Below are 20,065 nucleotides of genomic sequence, written 5' to 3'. Positions count from 1 at the left end.
AAAGATCAGATAACACATATAACTATATCTGGAGACAATTTGATGAAGAATACCCCGTTGACCCTCGCGGTCCTGGCGCTGTGCACGGCCGCCGGTAGCGCGCAAGCGCAATCCAACGTCCAGGTTTACGGCCTGCTCGACGTCGGCATGGAAACCGCCACCAATCAGACGCCGACCGGCGGCAGCATGACCCGCGTGATCTCCGGCGGCATGAACACCTCGCGCTGGGGCCTGCGTGGCAGCGAAGACCTGGGCGGCAGCCTGAAAGCCGTGTTCAACCTCGAAGGCGGCATCCTGATGGACACCGGCGCGCAGGACGGCGCGCTGTTCAAGCGTCAGGCCAACGTCGGCCTGGAAGGCGCCTTCGGCCGCGTGGTGGTGGGCCGCTCGTTCACCACCGTGTACGACACCGTGATCGGCTTCGATCCGATGGGCTTCGCGCCGTTCTACTCGTGGGCCACCTCCGGTCCGGCCACCGGCCCAAGCAAATACGGCTTCACCACCCAATACGACAACATCATCAAATACGCCGGCACCTTTGGCGACTGGCGCATCGGCGCCAATTACGCCGCCGGCGAACAGACCACCGGCACGCAGGACAGCGCCAAGACCGGTTTCAGCACCGTGTACAAAATCGGCGGCGCCAACCTGATGGCGACCTGGGAGCGCAACAACGGCAACACCTTGCCGGCCACCGGCAACCGTGACAAGAACACCGTGTGGCACGTCGGCGGCAGCTACGAAACCGGCCCGGTCAAACTCTGGGCCGTGCTGCGCGATTACAAGCTGGTGGCCGGCAAGGCGCTCACCACCGACGTCGACGCCACCACCACCTGGGCCGGCATCGCCTACAAGACCGGCGGCGCCACCACGCTGACCGGCGCGGTCTACCACGTCAACGTCAAGAATGTCGCCGCCGGCAAGGACGCCGATCCGACCATGTATGTGGCGCGCTACCGCTACGCGCTGTCCAAGCGCACCGACCTGCACGTGACGGCCGCCTACGCCAAGGCGAAGAACGGCCAGCTCACCGGCCTGTCGCGCGATGACCCGGGTTACGGCACCACCCAGCGCGGCCTGACCATCGGCATGCAGCACCGCTACTGATGAAAATCCTGCTGTCACTGTTCTGCGCACTGCTGTTCGGTGCGGCGGCCCAGGCGGCAGGCCTGGAGTGCGTGGTGCCGTCCAAACCGGGCGGCGCGATGGACCTGACCTGCAAGCTGGCGCAGAAAGGCCTGGCCGGCCTGCGCGAAACGCCGAATCCGCCGCCGTCGGACATGCACATCACCTATCTGCCGGGCGGGATCGGCGCGGTGGCGTGGCATTCGCTGGTGTCGGGCCGCCGCACCGAGCCGAATACGCTGGTGGCGTTTTCCGGCGGCTCGCTGCTCAATCTGGCGCAGGGCAAGTTCGGCAAGGTGAAACCGTCGGACGTGCGCTGGGTGGCGGCGCTGGGCGCGGACTACGGCATGATCGCCGTGCGCGCCGACTCGCCCTACAAGACGCTGCGCGACCTGGTGGCGGCATTGCAGGCCAATCCGCAGAAGGTGTTGATCGGCATGTCCGGCACCATCGGCAGCCAGGACTGGCTGAAGATGGCGCTGCTGGCGAAAAGCGCCGGCATCGATCCCAAGGCGCTGCGTTTCGTCGCGCTGGAGGGCGGCGGCGAAGCCTTCACCGCGATGCACGCCAACTTCGTGCACGTGGTGTCGGGCGACGCCAGCGAGGCATCGCTGTACGCCAGCGGTAACACGCGGGTGCTGGCGGTGTTGTCCGAACAGCGCCTGCCCGGCGTGCTGGCCAACGTGCCGACCGCGCGCGAGCAGGGCTTCGACGTGGTGTGGCCGATCATCCGCGGCGTGTGGATGGGGCCTCACGCCTCGGAAGCCGAGTACCGGCAGTGGGTGGCGACCTTCGACCGCGTTCTGGCCAGTCCGCAGTTCGCGCAGATGCGCGCGGCTTCGGGCTTGTATCCCTTCGGGCTGACCGGCGATGCGCTGGCGGCTCATGTCAAGCAAGCCGTGGACGACTACGGCAAGCGCGCCGCCGAACTTGGCCTGGTGCGCTGATTGAATAACCTTTGGAGACTATGTAATGTTTAAAACGACTTTGGCCGCTGCATGCGCCACGCTGTTTGCCGGTTCCGCGCTGGCGCAAGTACCTGCCGGCTATCCGGCCGACTACCAGAAGATCATCGACGGCGCCAGGAAGGAGGGCAAGCTGGTGATCTACGGCGCCACCGACAGCAAGGCCACGCAGCCGCTGATCAAGGACTTCAGCGCCCTGTATCCCGGTATTACGGTCGAATACAACGACATGAATTCCACCGAGGTGTACAACCGCTTCATCTCCGAAGTGGCGGCCGGCGGCAACACCGCCGACGCCATGTGGTCGTCGGCGATGGACCTGCAAATGCGCCTGGCCTCGGACGGCTACGCGCTGGCCTACAAGTCGGTGGAAGCATCGAAGATCCCCGGCTGGGCGATCTGGGACGACAAGGCCTACGGCACCACCTTCGAGCCGGCCGCCATCGTCTACAACAAGCGCCTGGTCGACGCCAAGGAAGTGCCGCAGACGCACGCCGACTTCACCAAGCTGATACAGCAGCCGAAGTTCAAGGACAAGGTCACCACCTACGACATCGAGAAATCCGGCGTCGGCTTCATGTTCATGACCCAGGACGCGCGCGAGAATCCGAAGTTCCAGGACCTGGAAAACGCCTTCGGCGTGGCCAAGGTGCGGGTGCAGTCGTCTACCGGCACCATGATGGAGCGCATCTCGTCCGGCGAGAACCTGATCGGCTACAACGTGCTGGGTTCCTACGCGCTGGTGCGCGCCAAGACCGATCCATCGATCGGCGTGGTGCTGCCGAAGGATTACACGCTGGTGATGTCGCGCGTGTTCTTCATCAACAAGGCCGCCAAGAACGTCAACGCCGCCAAGCTGTGGCTGGACTACATGCTGTCGCATCGCGGCCAGACCATCATCGCCAACGACTCCAAGCTGTTCGCCATCCGCGCCGACGTCACCGGCGAGACCACGTCGGCGGAGCTGATCAAGCAAATCGGCAAGGACAACATCAAGCCGGTGCCGGTCCACCCCATCCTGCTGCAATTTCTGGGCCCAGCCAAGCGCATGGCCTTCCTCAAGCAGTGGAAAGAAACCGCAGGCAAGAAGTAAGAGACAACCACCATGCAAACACTCGCTCACTCCGGCCGGCCAGGCATCAACTGGCCGCGCGGCGTGGTCGTAGCGCTGGCCGCCAGCGCTATCTTCCTGCCGCTGTTCCTGATCTTCTATCAAAGCTTTTTGAATGCGCCGTTCTTCATGCCGGCCAAGGAGCTGGGCCTGGACGCCTACCGCTTCATCTTTGAAGATCCCGATTTCGCCATCGCCTTCAAGAACGCCTTCTACCTGGCGGCCGGCCTGGCCATCATCGCCGTGCCGCTGGGCGGCATGCTGGCCTTCCTGATGATACGCACCGACCTGCCGGGCAAGGGCTTTATCGCACCGCTGCTGCTGGTACCGATCTTCGTGTCGCCGATGGTGATGGGCTTCGGCTACGTGGTGTCGATGGGGCCGGTGGGCTTCTACTCGCTGTGGGCCAAGGATATCCTCGGCTTCATCCCGTGGAATATCTATTCGTTCACCAGCATCGTCATCATCGCCGGGCTGACGCACGTGCCGCACGTCTACCTGTACGCCTCGTCGGCGCTGAAGAGCCTTGGTTCGGACGTGGAGGAGGCGGCGCGCGTGGCCGGCGCCTCGCCGCTGCAGGTGATGTTCAACGTCTCGCTGCCGATGATCACGCCGGCGCTGGCCTATGCCGGCGTGCTGGTGTTCTTCCTCGGCTTCGAGGTATTCGGCCTGGTGCTGGTGCTGGGCGATCCGGAAGGCCACATGGTGCTGGCCACCTATCTGTACAAGCTGACCAACAAGCTAGGCACGCCTTCCTACCATTTGATGGCCGCCGTCGCCGTCTGCCTGGTGATGGTGACCATGCCGCTGGTGATGGTGCAGCGCTGGCTGCTCAAGTCGGCCAACAAGTTCGTTTCGATCAAGGGCAAGGGCGCGCGTTCCAAGGCCATGCCGCTGGGCCGCTGGAAGTGGCTGGCGTTCGCGCTGATCTTCGGCTGGCTGATGTTCACCATCATCATGCCGATGTCGGGCATCGTGCTGCGCTCCTTCGTCCAGTACTGGGGCGAGGGCGTCAAGCTGGCCGACGTGCTGACCTTGCAGCACTTCCGCGAAATCATGGAGCAGCCGGCGCTGATGCGCGGCATCCTGAACACGGTGCTGATCGGCGTGATCGGCGGCGCCTGCGCGGTGATCTGCTACTGCGCCATCGCGCTGGCCATGCACCGCAAGCCGGACATGATCACCCGCTTCCTCGACTACAGCGTGCTGGTGCCGCGCGCCGTGCCCGGCCTGCTGGCCGGCCTGTCTTTCCTGTGGGTGTTCCTGTTCGTGCCCAGCTGGCTGGATGGCGCCTTGAAGGGCATGGACAACGGCGCGGCGCTGTGGCTCAGCGAGAACGCCATTCCGGTGCTGCGCTCCCTGCGCTCGACCATCTTCGCCTTGTGGCTGGCGTATTCGGTGGTGTGGCTGGCCTACGGCATGCGCCTGATCTCGACCGCGCTGCTGCAAGTGGGGCCGGAGCTGGAAGAGGCGGCGCGCGCGGTCGGCGCCACCCGTGGCCGGGTCACGCGCGACGTCACCGTCCCGCTGATCAAATACGGCCTGCTGGGCGCCTGGCTGATGGTGTTCCTGATCTTCGAGCGCGAATATTCGACCGGCGTCTACCTGCTGTCGCCGGGCACCGAAGTGATCGGCGCGATGCTGGTGTCGCTGTGGGCCACCGGCTCCACCGACCTGGTGGCGGCGCTGTCGTTCATCAACATCTCGCTGGTGGCGATCGGCCTTGGCGTTGCGCTGCGCTTCGGCGTGAAGCTGCACAATTAAGAGAACATATTATGAAACGAGACATCATGACCAATGAACTGACCGTCAACGACCTGCACCTGGACTACGGCAGCGGCGCCAGCGCCAACCCGATCCTGAAGGGCGTGTCCATGCACCTGCAAAAGGGCGAAGTGGTGGCGCTGCTGGGGCCTTCGGGCAGCGGCAAGACCACGCTGCTGCGCGCGGTGGCCGGACTGGAAAGCCCGAAGGCGGGCACCATCGACATCGGCGACCGCAATGTGTTCGACGGCGCGCGCGGCTTCGAAATGCCGGCCGAGCAGCGCAACCTGGGGCTGGTGTTCCAGTCCTACGCACTGTGGCCGCACAAGACGGTGTTCGACAACGTCGCCTATGGCCTCAAGCTGCGCAAGCTGGGCGCCAGCGACATCAAGGACAAGGTCAACGACGTGCTGAAGAACCTGGGCCTGGGCCATCTCGGCGAGCGTTATCCGCACCAGCTGTCCGGCGGCCAGCAGCAACGGGTGGCGATCGCCCGCGCGCTGGTGTACAACCCGCCGGTGATCCTGCTTGATGAGCCGCTGTCCAACCTGGACGCCAAGCTGCGCGAGGAAGCGCGCGCCTTCCTGCGCGAACTGATTGTGCGACTGGGCCTGTCGGCGCTGATGGTGACGCACGACCAGGCCGAGGCCATGGCGATCTCGGACCGCATCCTGCTGCTCAACAACGGCAAGATCGAGCAGCAAGGCACGCCGCAAAGCATGTACGAAACGCCGGACACGCTGTTCACGGCGGAGTTCATGGGCAGTAACAACCGCCTGCCGGCGCGCGTGGTGCAGCGCGATGGCGCGCAGGTGCAGCTGGACATCAACGGCGCGCGCCTGCAAGCCAGCGCGCGCGGACCGGGCAGCGCCGACGGCGTCACCATCATCCGGGTCGAGGAAGTGAAAATCAGTCCGGCGCCGGCCGATAACGCCATCGAACTGCCGCTGCTGACCTGCATGTACCTGGGCGACCGTTTCGAGTGCCTGTTCAAGAGCGAGGGCGGGACGGAGATCAGCTTGCGCGCCTACTCCAAGTACCGGCTGGAGCCGGGCCGCTACTGGCTGCAACTGCCGGCCGACAAGCTCTGGGTGTTCTGAGGCCGCTAAGCGCGCGTAACAGCCCTCGCTTATAATGCCTTTTTGGCTTATGGCAATGTTACGAGATGACGAAGGCGGCAGTCTGGATGGTCGATGCGAACGCGGTGATGGAGGCCGGGCTGCAACGCTGGCGCGGCTGGCTGTCGGCCGACGAGATGGCGCGCCACCAGCGCTTTGTGCGCGCGCAGCGGCAACGCCAGTTCATCGTCGGCCGTGTGCTGTTGCGCATGGCGCTGGGCCGCCTGCTCGGCGTGGCGCCGCAGGAGATCCGCCTGGAAGAGCGCGTCGGCAATGCGCCGCGCCTGATCGCGCCGGCGGTGAAGGGCGCTACGCCCGGCTTCAGCATTTCGCACAGCGGCCGCTGGGTGGCGTGCGCGGTCAGCGCGCAGACCGCGCTGGGACTCGATATTGAAATGATGGACCCGGCGCGCGACCTGCACGCGCTGGCCGCCCAGGCTTTCGACAGCGTCGAGATGGCGCAATGGGAGCGCCTGCAGGGACTGCCCGACGGGCAGCGCGTCGCAGGCTTTTATCGCCTGTGGAGCGAAAAAGAGGCGCGCTTCAAGCTGGCCGTCGCGGGCGGCGGTCATTGCATCGCGCTGCCGCATGCCGAGTTGTCGATGGTGCTGTGCAGCGAGCAGCCGCTCGATCGGGCGCCGCCCATCGAGCTTGTCACCCTGGAATAGAACGCGCTAGTCGTTCAGGCTCCAGACGTACTGCATTCTGGTCCACGACTGCTGCGGTGCGCCGTCCACGGTGCCGGGCTTGAACTTGCACAGGCTCAGGCCGGCCTGCGCGGCGCGGTCCAGGTCGCGGAAGCCGCTGGATTTCTCGATGCGCGAGTCGGCCACCTTGCCGTCGGTGCCGATCAGGAAGGCCAGCATCACGGTGCCGGTGTCGCCGTTGCGCAGCGCGTTCTTCGGATAGTCGGGCTTGGCGCAGGCTTGCGCATCCACCACGGCGGCGGTCACCACCGGCGCCGGCCGCGCTTGCGGCGTTTTGGCGCCGGCTTCGGCCACGCCGCCCATCGGCGGTTGCGCCGGCGGCTGGTCGGTCATGGGCCGCGCCGTGACGCTCGGCGGCGATTCAATCACCACGTCGGTCGGCGGCTGCGGCACGACGATGTCCGGCCGCGCCAGTTGCGGCTCCTCCACCTGCGGTTCACTCTCCTTCGGCTTGGGCGCCTCCACCGTCGGCACCAGATCGACTTCCGGCGGCGCCGACCGGAATACCGTCAGCTTCGAGCCATGCAGGAACACGGCCAGCAATGCAACGTGCAGCAGAACGACGGTACCCATGCCGGTCAGATTCTTCTTTTGGTTCATGATTGCTCCTTGGTGGTGGATGAATTGCTATGCGTTGGAAGTATACTATTCCATGAAATAGCAAAATAAAAGCGTTTTTTGAGCAATTGCGATGTGATATGCTTTGCACAATGAATGCTTCGGAGTGGAATATGAAGAAAATACGCGTGATGCTGGCGGACGATCATCCCATCGTGATGACGGGTTTCGCCATGTCGCTGGAAGGGCAGGGGCTGGACGTGGTGGCGCAGGCGCGCACGCCGGAGGATGCGCTGGCGCAGTTCCAGCAGCTGAAGCCGGACGTTGCCGTGCTCGACATCCGCTTCGGCGAACAACTGACCGGACTGGATGTGGCGCGGCAGATCCTGGCGCACACGCCGTCCGCCGCCATCGTCTTCCTCAGCCAGTTCGACCAGGACAGCCTGATCAAGGAAACCTACCGCCTCGGCGGCCGCGCCTTCATGACCAAGGATTGCGATCCGGCCGATCTGGCGGCGGCCGTGCGGCGCGCGCATGAGGGCGAGCTGTACTTCCTGCCACACATCGCCGAGCGGCTGGCCAACCTGTCGGTGCGCGGCGACGCGTCGCCGCAGTCGCAGCTCGACGAGCGCGCGCTGGAAATCTTCACGCTGATGGCGGAGGGGCTGACCAACGCGGAGATCGCCGAAAAGCTGGACGTGTCGACCAAAACCATCAGCAACATCAGCCAGGCGGTGAAGGAAAAGCTGGGCGTGCACCGGCCGGCCTACATCACGCGGCTGGCGGTCAAGCATGGGCTGATTGAGCCTTGAAGCATTGGCACTGGCGCCACTGGAGCGTGCGCACGCGCCTGATGGCGATGACCGCGCTGCCGCTGGCCTATCTGTTCTGCACCTTTGTCTGGTACGCGTATCAATCGCGCCTGAGCGAGGTGCGCGAGGAGATGGCCGAGCGCGGCCCGCTGGTGGCCAAGGTGCTGGCCGACAGCAGCGAATTCAGCCTGGTGTCGCGCCGCTATGACGATCTGAAGCTGACCATCAACGGCCTGCTGCGCGCGGACCCGAGCATCTACCGCATCGAGGTGCTGGATGCGCAGCGGCGCGAACTGGTGCACGCGGCCGCGCGTGCCGGCGGCGTCGAACCGCAACCGGGCTACTACGAGGCGCCGGTGCTCAAGCGCCTGATGTGGGTGGCGATGCTGGGACCGGACGGCAAGCCGTATCGCAAGGATGGCCCGTCCGGCGCCAGCGGCATGACGGTGGAGACCATGGGCTATGTGCGGGTGACGATGTCGCCGTCGGCGCTGCTGCTCAAGCAGACGCGCAGGTTTTATGTCGAGCTGCTGGTCGGCAGCATCGGCCTGCTGGCCTGCGTGCTGCTGGCGTGGCAGCTGGCCAAGGGATTGAATGCGTCGCTGTACGCGTCGATGCAGGCGCTGCGCGAGGCCGATGCCGAAAAGCGCCGGCTGATCCGCAAGGTCAACACGGCGGTGGAGGACGAGCGCCAGAGCATCGCGCTGGAAATCCACGATGAACTCAACGCGACCTTGATCGCGGCGCGGCTGGAGGCGCAGCGCATCGCCGATCTCAGTGCGGAAGGCGAGGTGCGCGACAAGGCGCAATCCATCATCAAGCTGACGCTGGGCTTGTACAACAGCGGACGCCAGCTGGTGCGCCGCCTGCGGCCGGAAGTGCTGGACATGCTGGGGCTGGACGGCGCGGTGGAGGAGATGGTGCGCCATTACGACAATGCGCGCAGCGGCTGCCGCTTCGATCTGCAGGCGCGCGGCGACTTCTCGAAGATGGAAAGCAGTATTGCTATCTCCGCGTACCGGATCGTGCAGGAGGCGCTATCCAACGTCGTCAAGCACGCGCGGGCCACGCATGCCGAGGTCACGCTGGCGCTGGAAGAAGGCGAGCTGCGCATGCAGATCCGCGACAACGGCGGCGGTTTCGATCCGGCGCAGGCGTCCTCCGGCATCGGCCTGGTCGGCATGCGCGAGCGCGTGTATGCCTTCAATGGCCGGATTACCGTCGAGACCGGATTGGCGGCCGGCACCTGTATTCATATTGTCATGCCAATTCGATAAAATTCCTCTTTGAGTGTAAACGATTCTCATTTACTATTCGTATTTGGGAATAATTCTCATTCAATAAAAATAGGGGAATCAGGGAAATGCGCGTCAAGGTAATAGTGGTGGCGCTGGCCGGAGTCATGGCTGGCTGGGCGGTACAGGCGGAAGAAACCGATCCGATCGAGCAGGTGGTCATCACCGGCGACAAGCTGAAACGCACGGAAATCGACAGCAGCGCCAGCGTCGGCGCGCGCAACCGCCGCCAGATCGCCGAATCCGGCATGACCTCGCTGGACGAAGTGGCCGCGCAGATGGCCAATGTCGGCACCGCCGAAAACCTGTCGATCCGCGGCGTGCAGGCCTACGGCCCGACTGGTGGCGGCGGCAAGACCATCACGCTGGTGGTGGACGGCGTGCCACAGGACGGCTTCGGCCAGGACATCGCCAACCTGAGCGTATGGGACGCCGATCGCGTGGAGGTGTTGCGCGGTCCGCAGTCGACCAACCAGGGCCGCAACTCGCTGGCGGGCGCGGTGGTGCTGAAAACCCGCGATCCGTCCGATGTGCGCGACTTCAGCTACCGCGTCAGTGCCGGCAACCAGAACGCGCACCGCGTGGCGCTGGCCGGCGGCGGCGCGATTGTCGATGAGTTGCTGGCGGGCCGCATCACGCTCGAACAGCGCAAGCGCGACGGCGATGTCTACAATCCGACCCGCGACGACAAGCGCTCCAATCACGATGACGGTCACACGCTGCGCGGCAAGTTGCGCATCACGCCATGGGGCGACAACTACCAGGCGCTGGTGACGCTGGTGGACGACAAGCAGGAGCAGGGCTACAACACGGTGGAGGCGGTCAAGGTGCCGGCGTCGGCGCGCCAGAACTTGTCCAACGAGCCGCGCAACACCGAGAACCACACGCGCTCCGCCGCCCTGGAGCAGACTTTCCGCGCCTTCGGTTCCGACATCACGCTGCTGACCACCTATTCGCACAACCGCTACACGCGCATCCAGGATTACGACGGTACGGAGCTGAAGCAGGGCTACCGCGACGGCGAGAATATCGACCGCCAGTGGGTACAGGAAGCGCGCGCCAACTTCGACACGCAGGTGTTCGGCAACAAGCTGAAAGGCGTGATTGGCCTGTACTACTCGCAGCAGTACTATGCAGGCGACGATCTGTTCACGGTGCCGGTGTCGTATGTGCTGGGCCTGACCGGTCAATGCCGCGTACAGGCCACCTGCGACGCCCTGTACGGCGCGGACTTCATCAACCGCCGCCAGATGCAGGACAATGCAAGCAAGACCCGCGCGGTCTACAGCGAGGCCGATTACGTGATCGGCAAGATGACGCTGACCGCCGGCATCCGCTTCGACGGCGAGCGCCAGAACCGCATCCTGCAATCGGAAACCAATGGCACCTCGGCGCTGGCGAAGCAGGTGTACACGCAGCTGATCCGCGGCGGCATCTTTGCGCCGGACAGCGTGCAGGATCTGAACACCGACAATTCGGTGTGGCTGCCCAAGTTCGGCGTGCGCTATGCGCTGGCGCCGGAGTGGGTGGCTGGTTTGACGGCGCAGCGCGGCTACCGCACCGGCGGCGTCGATTACAGCTACCAGCGCGGCTCGCACTCGTATGGTCCTGAATACACCAAGAACTACGAGGCCTCGCTGAAAGGCGCGATGGACAATGGCCTGGTGGTGTCGGTGAACGCCTACCGCGTCAACTGGACCGACCAGCAGGTTGACGTTGGCGCCAACTCGCTGGATACCTACTTCGTCAACGCCGGCAGCTCGCGTTTGCAGGGACTGGAGGCGGAACTGCGCGGCAAGGTGGCGCGCAACCTGGAGCTGTTCGGCGCACTGGGCCTGGCGCGCACCAAGTTCATCGACTTCGTGGCGCCGGCCGGCGATTACAGCGGCCACCAGTTCGCGCGTTCGCCACGGCAGACGCAGTCGGTAGGCTTCAGCTGGACACCGGGACGCTGGATGCTGAACATGAATTTGCAGCACGCCAGCGGCACCTTCATGGACGCGGAAAACGTCGACCGCAACGACGGCCACACCCTGTTGGGCGGCAAGGCTACCTACGAACTTGCCAAGGGCGTGACGCTGTTCGCCTACGGCAGCAACCTGACCAACCAAACCTACATCACCGCCAACAAGTTGGTCTCGGTGACCGGCCGCTATAACGTGGCGCTGGGCGCCGCGCGCCAGTTCGGCTTTGGCGTGCAGGGCACGCTGTAACGGAGGATGAGATGAACTGGATCTGCATCGGTGTCGCGGCGCTGGCCGCGCTGTGTCTCTATCTGGCGTCGCCGCACCAGGCCCTGTGGCCGCTGGCCTTGCGGCGCCAGGCTTTCCTGCGCTGGCTGTCGGTGCCGCTGGCGGTGGGCGCCGTCGCCACGGCCGTCGATACTTATGGCGGCTGGTGCGGCGTGTGCATCGCTCTGTCGGGCTTCATGACCATGCTGGTGGCGTTGCCGTATCTGGATGCATGGCACAGGAAGGGAGCGCGCCATGTGGGGTAAATCAACCGCCGCTGTCTTCCTCGGCATGCCGCTTTCGGTGCTGGTGGTCGGTTTTGCCGCATTGCTCAGTCACGACCAGGCCAGCACCACGCTGCCATGGCTGCTGCTGTTCTTCCTGGTGTGGATAGGCGTGATGACGTGCACCTTCCTGTTCAAGACCGGTTTGCGCGCCTGGCTGTGGATGGGCTGCCTGACCATCGCCGGCTACGCCGCGCTGCATTTTCTCAAGGCCAGCGGCCTGTTAAGGATCGCCGCATGAAGTCGTCCACTTTGCGCACCTTTATCGCGGTGCATACCTGGGTGGGACTGGTGGCGGGTTTCTGCCTGTTCATCGCCTTCTATGCCGGCGCGGTGACGCTGTTCCATGAAGAGCTGCATGCGTGGGAGACGCCGCTGCCGCGGGTGGCGGCGCCGCAGCGCGATCCGCAGTTGCTGATCGACGCCGTGCTGCAAGCCAATCCAAAGGCGAAGGAAAACTTTTACGTACGCATGCCGTCTCAGTTCGCGCCGGAGATGGTGCTGGAATTCGACGAGCGCCATTTCCGCCTCGACGCCGGTGGCAAGCTGGAAGAATTCCGTGAGCGCTCGCAACTGGTGGACTTCATCTATCGCCTGCATTACACGGCCGGCCTGCCGCGCAGCTGGGGCATTTATGTGCTGGGCGTGGTGTGCATCCTGTACGGGCTGGCGCTGGCCAGCGGCGTGATCATCTACGCGCCGACCTTCTTCAAGGACCTGTTCGCGCTGCGCATCGGCAAGAACATCAAGCGCATGTGGCAGGATGCGCACAACGCCATCGGCATGCTGTCGCTGCCGTTCCACGTGATGTATGCGTGGAGCGGCGCGGTGCTGGCGCTGGGGATCATCCTGCTGGCGCCGTTCCAGTACCTGGTCTTCGACGGCAAGCTGCTGCAGCTGGTGGGGCCGGATATCAGCGCCGCCGCGCCGCCCAGGGCCGCAGGGGTGGCCGCACCACTGGCGCCGGCGTTGCAACTGCTGGTCGAAGTGCGCCGCGCAGCACCGGGCATCGACATCGAAACGCTGGTCTACCACCACGCAGGTGACGCCAACGCGCAAATGCAGGCCTATGGCCACATGCATCAGCAGACCGTGGCCGACATGGGCGCGGTGGTGCTGAACGCCAGCAGCGGCAAGCTGCAACGGGTGGTGATGCCGGAAAATTTCAGTGCCGGCACGCGTTTCCTGCGCAGTTTGCAGGCGCTGCACTTCGGCAGTTTCGGCGACCTGGCGGTCAAGTGGACTTATTTTGTGCTGGGCGTCGGTGGCGCCTTCCTTTTCTATAGCGGCAACCTGCTATGGATCGAGGCGCGCCGCAAGCGCCAGAAGCTGGTGCAGCCGCGCAGCGGCAAGCTGATGGCGCAGGCCACGCTGGGCATCTGCCTGGGCTGCGTGGCCGGCGTGGCGGCTGTGTTCCTGGCGAATAAACTGGCACCGGTGGGACAGCTGCCGCTGTGGGAGGAGCGCAGCTATCACGCGCTGTTCTTTGGCTGCCTGCTGTGGGCCTTCGCCCGGCCGCCGGCGCGTGCCGCGCACGAGCTGCTCAATCTGTGCGCCGTGCTGACGCTGGCGGTGCCGTTGGCGCACTGGTGGCACACCGGCCTCAATCCGCTGCTGGCGCTGGTACAGGGCGACGGCGTGGTGACCGGCGTGGCCGTGGTTGCCACGCTGTTCGCAGCGCTGTACTGGAAGATGGCGCGCGCCGTACTGCACCGCGGCCGCTACGGCGACCCGCACAGCGTCTGGTCGCTGCGGCCGGCGCCATCGTCGCAGGAGGCCATACAGCAGGCGGCTTGATCCTGCTCACATGCTGCGCACTTCACCGCATGCCGGACGGCGATGGCATGCGGTTATAATCCGCTCAATCTTTCCGGAAACTTCATATTGAACGGATACGCCTTCCCATGAGCCAGCCCAATCAGTTCTCCCTGCTGAAGCAGCGCCGCTTCGCGCCGTTTTTCTGGACCCAGTTCCTCGGCGCGTTCAATGACAATCTGTTCAAGACCGCGCTGGTGGTGATCATCACCTTCGATGCGCTGAGCTGGACCACGCTCGATCCGTCCACCATCTCCAACCTGATCCCCGGCCTGTTCATCCTGCCTTACGTGCTGTTCTCGGCCACCGCCGGCCAGCTGGCCGACAAGTTCGAAAAGTCCGGGCTGACGCGCTTCGTCAAGTGGCTGGAACTGGCGATCATGAGCGTGGCCGGCATCGGCTGGGTGACCCATCATCTGTGGCTGCTGGTGGCGGCGGTGGTGGGCATGGGCGTGCATTCGACGCTGTTCGGCCCCGTCAAATACGCCTACCTGCCACAGCAGCTCAAGCCGGAGGAACTGGTCGGCGGCAACGGCGTCACCGAGATGGGCACCTTCGTCGGCATCCTGATGGGCGAGGTGCTGGGGGCGGTGCTGGTGGTGCAGCAGCCGCACGGCCTGATGCTGGAAGCGGCGGCCACCATCCTGGTCGCGGCGCTGGGCCTGGTCGCCGCCTACCGCATTCCCAACTCGCCGGCGCCAGTGCCGGAGCTGAAGATCAGCTGGAACTTCGTCGGCGAATCGATCCGCAATATCAATTTCTCGCGCAAGAACCGCACGGTGTTCCTGTCCATGCTGGGCAACTCGTGGTTCTGGTTCTACGGCGCGCTGGTGCTGGCGCAGTTCCCGGTGTACGCCAAGGATTACCTGCACGGCGACCACGGCGCCTTCGTGCTGCTGCTGACGATATTTTCGCTGGGCGTGGGCAGCGGTTCGCTGCTGTGCGAACGCCTGTCGGGCCGCAAGGTGGAGATCGGCCTGGTGCCGTTCGGCTCCATCGGGCTGACGGTGTTCGGCATCGACCTGTATTTCGCCAGCCTGGGCTACAGCACCACGGCGGCGGCCGGTGTGCACCTGGACGCCTTCGCGCTGCTGGCGCAGCACGGCATGTGGCGCATCCTGTTCGACGTGCTGATGATCGGCATGTTCGGCGGCTTCTTCATCGTGCCGCTGTTCGCGCTGATCCAGACGCGTTGCGATCCGGCGCACATCTCGCGCACCATCGCCGGCATGAACATCCTCAACGCGCTGTTCATGGTGGCGGCGGCCGGCTTGGCGATCGTGCTGCTGGGGCAGGGCATGACCATTCCGCAGCTGTTCCTGGTGACGGCGCTGCTGAACGCCGTGGTGGCGGTGTACATCTTCTCGCTGGTGCCGGAGTTCCTGATGCGCTTCCTGGCCTGGCTGCTGATCCACACCGTGCACCGGGTGTACACGGTCGACGCCGAGCGCATTCCGGCCGAAGGCGCGGCGGTGCTGGTGTGTAACCACGTCAGCTATGTCGACGCCATCGTCATCGGCGCGGCGGCGCCGCGGCCGATCCGTTTCGTCATGGACCACCGCATCTTCAAGCTGCCGCTGCTGGGCTGGATCTTCCGCACCGCGCGCGCGATTCCCATCGCGCCGGCCAAGGAAGATCCGTGGCTGATGGAGAAGGCCTACATCGACATCGCCCAGGCGCTGCACGAGGGGGAACTGGTGTGCATCTTCCCCGAAGGCCAGCTGACCCGCACCGGCGACATCAACGACTTCAAGGGCGGCATCGCCAAGATCGTCGAGCGCAGCAAGGTGCCGGTGATACCGATGGCGCTGCGCGGCCTGTGGACCCATCTGCTGAGCCGCAACCGCGAGAACGTGTTCGGCCGCGCCTTCCGCACCGGCATGCGTTCGCGGCTGGAACTGGCGGTCGGCGCGCCGGTGGCGCCGCAGGATGTCACGCCGGAAGACCTGAAGCAGCGCGTGGCCGCCCTGCGCGGCGACTGGAAATAGGCGATCAGCGCGCCGCCTGCACCTGCTCGCGGTTCTGCCGCGCGCCGGCCAGGCGGACGATCTGTTCCAGCTCCACCGGCTTGACCAGGTGATGGTCGAAGCCGGCTTCCACGGTGCGGCGGCGGGCGTCGCCCTGGCCCCAGCCGGTCAGGGCCAGCAGCAGGATGCGCTCGGCGCCCGGCTTCTGGCGGATCGCGCGCGCCGTCTCGTAGCCGTCCATGCCCGGCATGCCCAGGTCCATGATGATCATGTCCGGCGCCTGGCGCTCGACGGCGGCGATGGCGGCCATGCCGTCGTACACGGCGCGCACGTCGAAGCCGTCGATTTCCAGCAGCGCCGCCAGTGAATCGGCGGCGTCCTGGTTGTCGTCCACCACCAGCACCTGCGTCCTGCGGCCGTCGGTGCTGGCCTGCTGCGCCAGCGGCACCGGCTGGCGCGCACCGGCGCTGTCCAGCACGGGAAGGCGGATCACGAACTCGCTGCCCTTGCCGGGGCCCTCGCTGTAGGCGTCCACCGTGCCGCCGTGCATTTCAGCGAACTGGCGCGACAGGCTCAGGCCGATCCCCAGGCCGCTGGAGAACTGGCCGTTGACCGTATTGCTTTGCTCGAACATGCGGAAGATGCGGCCGATGGCCTCCGCTTCCAGGCCGATGCCGTCGTCGCGCACGGTGACCAGCAGCTGGCCGTCGTCGGCCGCCGCGCGCACCAGCACGTGGCCGCCCTGCGGCGTGAACTTGACGGCGTTGGACAGGATGTTGGCGACGATCTGCACCAGCCGCGCGTAGTCGACATGCAGCATGATCTCGCTGGGCGGCAGCTGCCAGGCGATGTGGATGCGCTTGGCGTCGGCCGCCTGCTGGCACAGTTCGCTGACGTGGCTCATCACCGCGCCCAGCGCCACCACCTGCTGCTGCAAGGTGATCTTGCCGCTGGTGATGCGCGCGACGTCGAGCAGGTCGTCCACCAGCCGCGTCAGCAGGCGCACCTGGCGTTCGACCATGTCGCGGATGCGCGCCACCGGCGCCGCCTCCGGATACAGATGCGTCAGCAGCGACACCGAGGTGCGGATCGGCGCCAGCGGGTTGCGCAGCTCGTGCCCCAGGCTGGCGAGGAATTCGTCCTTGCGGCGCGCCGCCTCGCGTACCTGGTATTGCTTGCTGCGCGCGCGCAGCGTGGCGTGCAGCGCGGTGATCAGGGTCAGCGTGCGCACCGGGCGTTCCATCAGGCTCAGGTTGCCCAGGCCGGCCACCGCCTGCCGCACCGCCGGCGAATCGGCGCCGTTGTGGGTCAGCAGGATGATCGGCAGGTCCGACCAGTCGGGCTGGCGCGCCACGCAGTCCTGCAGTAGCTGGAAGCCGCCGCGCGGCAGCGCCTCTTCCACCGTCAGCACGGCGCCGGCGCCGCGTTCCAGTTCCTCTGCCAGTTCCGGCAGGGTGGCGCAGATGTGGCTGTCGATGGCGGCCATGGCCAGCACCTTGGCCGCCAGCGGCGCATCCTGGCCGGTGGGGGCGTAGATCAGGATGCGCGTCTCCATGTTCAACCCGGCTGCGATCCGATGGAACCGGGGCCGTGATAGGTCGGCACGCCGGTCAGCACGCCGTGGAATTCCTTCAGCACCGGCCCCACGCGCAGGCCGTCCTTGCACAATTCGAAGCGGCGCAGCGTGCGTTCGTGGGCGCTGCCGCGCTTCTTGAACACCGAGATGGCCTGGCGCACTTCGCCTTCGGCCTCGAAGTAGCGCAGCATGATGACGTTGTCGGCCAGGTAGCTGGCGTCGACGGCGTTGTTCATGTGGCCGCCCACCATGCCCTGCTGCACGCCGACGATGATGCTGACCACGCCGCGCTGGCCGAGGAAGGTCAGCAGCTCATGCAGGTGGACGATCAGGAAGCGCTCGTCCGGCACCGCGTTCAGGTAGCCGTTCAGGCTGTCGATGACGACCACGCGCGCGCCTTGTTCCACCGACTGCATCACGGCGCTGGCGAATTCGCCCGGCGCCAGTTCGGCCGGGTCGATCTGCTGCACCGTCAGCAGGCCGCGTTCGAGCGCCTCCGGCAACGCCAGGCCCAGGCTGCGGCAGCGGTTCAGCATATTGTTGCGCGCTTCCTCGAACAGGAACATGGCGCACTTTTCGCCACGCTGCGTGGCGGCGTGCACGAACTGCGCCGCCAGCGATGACTTGCCGGTGCCGGACGGGCCCGAGATCAAGGTGCTCATGCCTTCCTCCAGGCCGCCGCCGATCAGCACGTCGAGCAGCGGCAGGCCGCTGGACAGTTGCTGGCGCGAGGTGGTCTCGCGCGAATGCGCCGCCACCAGGCCCGGATAGACGTACAGCCCGCCCTTGATGATCTTGTAGTCGTGGGCGCCGCCGCGGAAGGCCACGCCGCGGTACTTGACTACGCGCAGCCGGCGCCGCTCGGCGCCATAGGCCTGGTCGGCCAGTTCCAGCGTCAGCACCGCGTGCGCCACGCTGCGCACCTGCAGGTCGGTGGACAGGGCGGTGCGGTCGTCCAGCAGGATGGTGGTGCAATTGCGGCTGCTCAGGTACTGCTTCAGCGCCAGCACCTGGCGGCGGTAGCGCAGCGGGCTTTCCGCCAGCAGTTGCAGCTCAGACAGCGAATCGAGCACCACGCGGCGCGGCCGGTAGGTGTCGATCGCCTTCAGGATGCGCTGGGTGGTGGTGCCCAGTTCGATTTCCGACGGATGGAAGATGGTGTACTGCTGGTCCGGATGGAGCGCCCGTTCGTCGGGGATGATTTCCTCGATGTGGATGCCGTCCATGCTCCAGCCGTGCGACTGCGCCACGCTGCGCAGCTCGACCTGGGTTTCGGCCAGCGTGATGTAGAGCGTGGCTTCGCCGCGCCGCAGGCCTTCGTTGAGGAACTGCAGCGCCAGCGTGGTCTTGCCGGTGCCCGGTTCACCTTCGATCAGGTACAGGCGGTCGCTGGTCAGGCCGCCGGCCAGGACCTCGTCCAGGCCCGGCACGCCGGAGGAGAGGAAATCGGTGGTCTGGCTGTTTTGTTCTTCCATTTGGCGCGTGGTCCCGGACGAGTATGAATGTCCAGGACATGCTACCTGAAACCGCTAACGGCGAGCGCGCTGCTGAAGTCCTTGCTGCTTGTGGCGGTACATGGCGCGGTCGGCGCGCGCCAGCAGCATCTCGATGTCCTGCGGGTCGTCCGAATGGTGGATGGCGATGCCCAGGCTGGCGCTGAGGGTGACCGTGGTGGTTTTCAGCGCAAACGGCTGATTTAGCGCCGGCAGCAGCTTGTCGGCCGCTTCCTGCGCCGATTCATCGTCGGCCAGCATTTCCAGGATGACGACGAATTCGTCGCCGGCCAGGCGGCCCACGGTATCGGTCTTGCGCACCGCGCCGCGCACGCGGCCGGCGAACTGGCGCAGCAGCTCGTCGCCTTCCTCGTGGCCGTAGCGATCGTTGACCTGCTTGAAGCGGTCGAGGTCGAGGAAGAACACGGCGCAGCTCTGGCCGGAGCGGTTGGCGCGTTGCAGCGCCTCCGGCAGCGCCTTCATCAGCGCGCGGCGGTTGGGCAGGCCGGTCAGGGTGTCGCGCAGCGCCATTTCCTCCATCGAGGCGAACAGCGACTTGCGTTCGCTGATGTCGTGCAGGAAGGCGATGAACAGGTGGCCGCTGCTGCGCGGCACGTAGGCCAGCGAGCATTCCACCGGCAGTTCCTGGCCGGCGCGGTTGTGCAGCGTCAGCTCCACGCGCCGGCTCGGGATGGTGGCGCCGTCGCCGCGTTCGGCCAGCGTGCGCATGTCGCGTTCGTAGGCGCGGCGCAGCAGCGGCGGCAGCATCATGGCCGCCAGCGGCTGGCCGATCACTTCCGGCCGCGTCCAGCCCAGCAGCTGTTCGGCCTGGCGGTTCCATTCGCGCACCACGCCGCCCGGATCGAGGGCGATGAAGGCGTCGTGGGCGTTGTCCAGGATGGCCCGCAGCTCGGCCGCGCGTTCCTGCAGCAGTTGCTGCGTGCTTTGTTCCTGGGCCAGCGCGCGCTCCAGCTGCAGCGCCTTGCGGGCGATTTCGCGGGTGCGCTCGGCCACCGTGGATTCCAGCTTTTCATTCAGGCCGCGCAGGGCGTCGAGGTGTTTTTGTTCGTTGTGCAGCATTTCCGCCAGCGCGCGCGACAGCACCTGCACCTCGTGGAAGGTGTCGACCTGGCGGATCGCCGGCAGCGCCGGCGTGCCGTCCGGCGCCGCCAGCTGCGCCTCGATGGCGCGGCTCAGGGCATTCAGCGGCCGGGTCACGCGGCGCGCGGCAACCGCCGCCGCCA

16 protein-coding genes and 1 pseudogene are annotated in these 20,065 nt (G+C 65.8%); 13 read left to right on the top strand and 4 right to left on the bottom strand.

The window, feature by feature from the left end; translation table 11 throughout:
- Positions 1 to 42: 42 nt before the first annotated feature.
- The 6 genes from GJ698_RS26200 (at position 43) to GJ698_RS26175 (ending at position 6,751) form a co-directional block, all read left to right on the top strand.
- A complete protein-coding gene (locus tag GJ698_RS26200) occupies positions 43 to 1,107 on the top strand; it encodes a porin (protein ID WP_154360810.1) in 1,065 nt (354 codons plus the stop codon).
- Positions 1,107 to 2,072 carry a Bug family tripartite tricarboxylate transporter substrate binding protein gene (locus GJ698_RS26195; protein ID WP_208023883.1) on the top strand — a complete coding sequence of 322 codons (966 nt, stop codon included), beginning with the start codon at positions 1,107 to 1,109 and terminating at the stop codon, positions 2,070 to 2,072. Before GJ698_RS26200 ends, GJ698_RS26195 begins: the two co-directional genes overlap by 1 nt.
- Positions 2,073 to 2,097: 25 nt before the next feature.
- The gene (locus GJ698_RS26190) at positions 2,098 to 3,183 is read left to right on the top strand and encodes an ABC transporter substrate-binding protein (RefSeq protein WP_154360808.1); all 1,086 of its coding nucleotides are present in this window, start codon (positions 2,098 to 2,100) and stop codon (positions 3,181 to 3,183) included.
- A gap of 12 nt (positions 3,184 to 3,195) precedes the next feature.
- The gene (locus GJ698_RS26185; protein ID WP_154360807.1) at positions 3,196 to 4,965 is read left to right on the top strand and encodes an ABC transporter permease; all 1,770 of its coding nucleotides are present in this window, start codon (positions 3,196 to 3,198) and stop codon (positions 4,963 to 4,965) included.
- 11 nt (positions 4,966 to 4,976) lie between these two features.
- Complete coding sequence (locus GJ698_RS26180) at positions 4,977 to 6,065, top strand: ABC transporter ATP-binding protein (RefSeq protein WP_229260180.1); 1,089 nt, start codon at positions 4,977 to 4,979, stop codon at positions 6,063 to 6,065.
- Between the two features lie 65 nt (positions 6,066 to 6,130).
- On the top strand, positions 6,131 to 6,751 hold the full coding sequence (locus GJ698_RS26175) for a 4'-phosphopantetheinyl transferase family protein (protein WP_154360806.1): 621 nt from the start codon (positions 6,131 to 6,133) through the stop codon (positions 6,749 to 6,751).
- A gap of 6 nt (positions 6,752 to 6,757) precedes the next feature.
- Here GJ698_RS26175 and GJ698_RS26170 read toward each other — a convergent pair whose 3' ends face one another.
- The gene (locus GJ698_RS26170) at positions 6,758 to 7,390 is read right to left on the bottom strand and encodes an energy transducer TonB (protein WP_154360805.1); all 633 of its coding nucleotides are present in this window, start codon (positions 7,388 to 7,390) and stop codon (positions 6,758 to 6,760) included.
- 131 nt (positions 7,391 to 7,521) lie between these two features.
- Here GJ698_RS26170 and GJ698_RS26165 point away from each other — a divergent pair, with 131 nt between their 5' ends.
- From GJ698_RS26165 to GJ698_RS26135, 7 genes and pseudogenes are all read left to right on the top strand, one after another.
- Complete coding sequence (locus GJ698_RS26165) at positions 7,522 to 8,160, top strand: response regulator transcription factor (protein WP_154360804.1); 639 nt, start codon at positions 7,522 to 7,524, stop codon at positions 8,158 to 8,160.
- The gene (locus GJ698_RS26160) at positions 8,157 to 9,437 is read left to right on the top strand and encodes a sensor histidine kinase (protein WP_229260179.1); all 1,281 of its coding nucleotides are present in this window, start codon (positions 8,157 to 8,159) and stop codon (positions 9,435 to 9,437) included. Before GJ698_RS26165 ends, GJ698_RS26160 begins: the two co-directional genes overlap by 4 nt.
- Before the next feature lie 86 nt (positions 9,438 to 9,523).
- On the top strand, positions 9,524 to 11,668 hold the full coding sequence (locus GJ698_RS26155; RefSeq protein WP_154360803.1) for a TonB-dependent receptor: 2,145 nt from the start codon (positions 9,524 to 9,526) through the stop codon (positions 11,666 to 11,668).
- Positions 11,669 to 11,679: 11 nt separating this feature from the next.
- The gene (locus tag GJ698_RS26150) at positions 11,680 to 11,952 is read left to right on the top strand and encodes a hypothetical protein (RefSeq protein WP_154360802.1); all 273 of its coding nucleotides are present in this window, start codon (positions 11,680 to 11,682) and stop codon (positions 11,950 to 11,952) included.
- Positions 11,942 to 12,211 carry a hypothetical protein gene (locus GJ698_RS26145; protein WP_154360801.1) on the top strand — a complete coding sequence of 90 codons (270 nt, stop codon included), beginning with the start codon at positions 11,942 to 11,944 and terminating at the stop codon, positions 12,209 to 12,211. Before GJ698_RS26150 ends, GJ698_RS26145 begins: the two co-directional genes overlap by 11 nt.
- Positions 12,208 to 13,218: pseudogene (locus tag GJ698_RS26140) on the top strand (PepSY-associated TM helix domain-containing protein); the annotation flags it as partial. The gene GJ698_RS26145 and the pseudogene GJ698_RS26140, both read left to right, overlap by 4 nt.
- Before the next feature lie 656 nt (positions 13,219 to 13,874).
- Positions 13,875 to 15,773, top strand: coding sequence for an MFS transporter (locus GJ698_RS26135; protein ID WP_154360799.1), 1,899 nt, complete (start codon positions 13,875 to 13,877; stop codon positions 15,771 to 15,773).
- A 4-nt stretch (positions 15,774 to 15,777) separates the two neighbouring features.
- Here the strand turns inward: GJ698_RS26135 and GJ698_RS26130 are convergent, their stop codons facing one another.
- The 3 genes from GJ698_RS26130 to GJ698_RS26120 all read right to left on the bottom strand — a co-directional run.
- Positions 15,778 to 17,307, bottom strand: coding sequence for a hybrid sensor histidine kinase/response regulator (locus GJ698_RS26130; protein WP_154360798.1), 1,530 nt, complete (start codon positions 17,305 to 17,307; stop codon positions 15,778 to 15,780).
- A gap of 2 nt (positions 17,308 to 17,309) precedes the next feature.
- Positions 17,310 to 18,803, bottom strand: coding sequence for an ATPase domain-containing protein (locus GJ698_RS26125; protein ID WP_154360797.1), 1,494 nt, complete (start codon positions 18,801 to 18,803; stop codon positions 17,310 to 17,312).
- Between the two features lie 54 nt (positions 18,804 to 18,857).
- Positions 18,858 to 20,065, bottom strand: a 1,208-nt coding sequence (locus tag GJ698_RS26120; RefSeq protein ID WP_154360796.1) for a sensor domain-containing diguanylate cyclase, incomplete at its 5' end; no start/stop codon positions are given.

The organism is Duganella aquatilis (assembly GCF_009674565.1).
Taxonomy (GTDB): Bacteria; Pseudomonadota; Gammaproteobacteria; order Burkholderiales; family Burkholderiaceae_D; genus Rugamonas; species Rugamonas aquatilis.
Note: the sequence above shows the minus strand (reverse complement) of the source record. Positions and strands in the feature narration are given on the sequence as shown.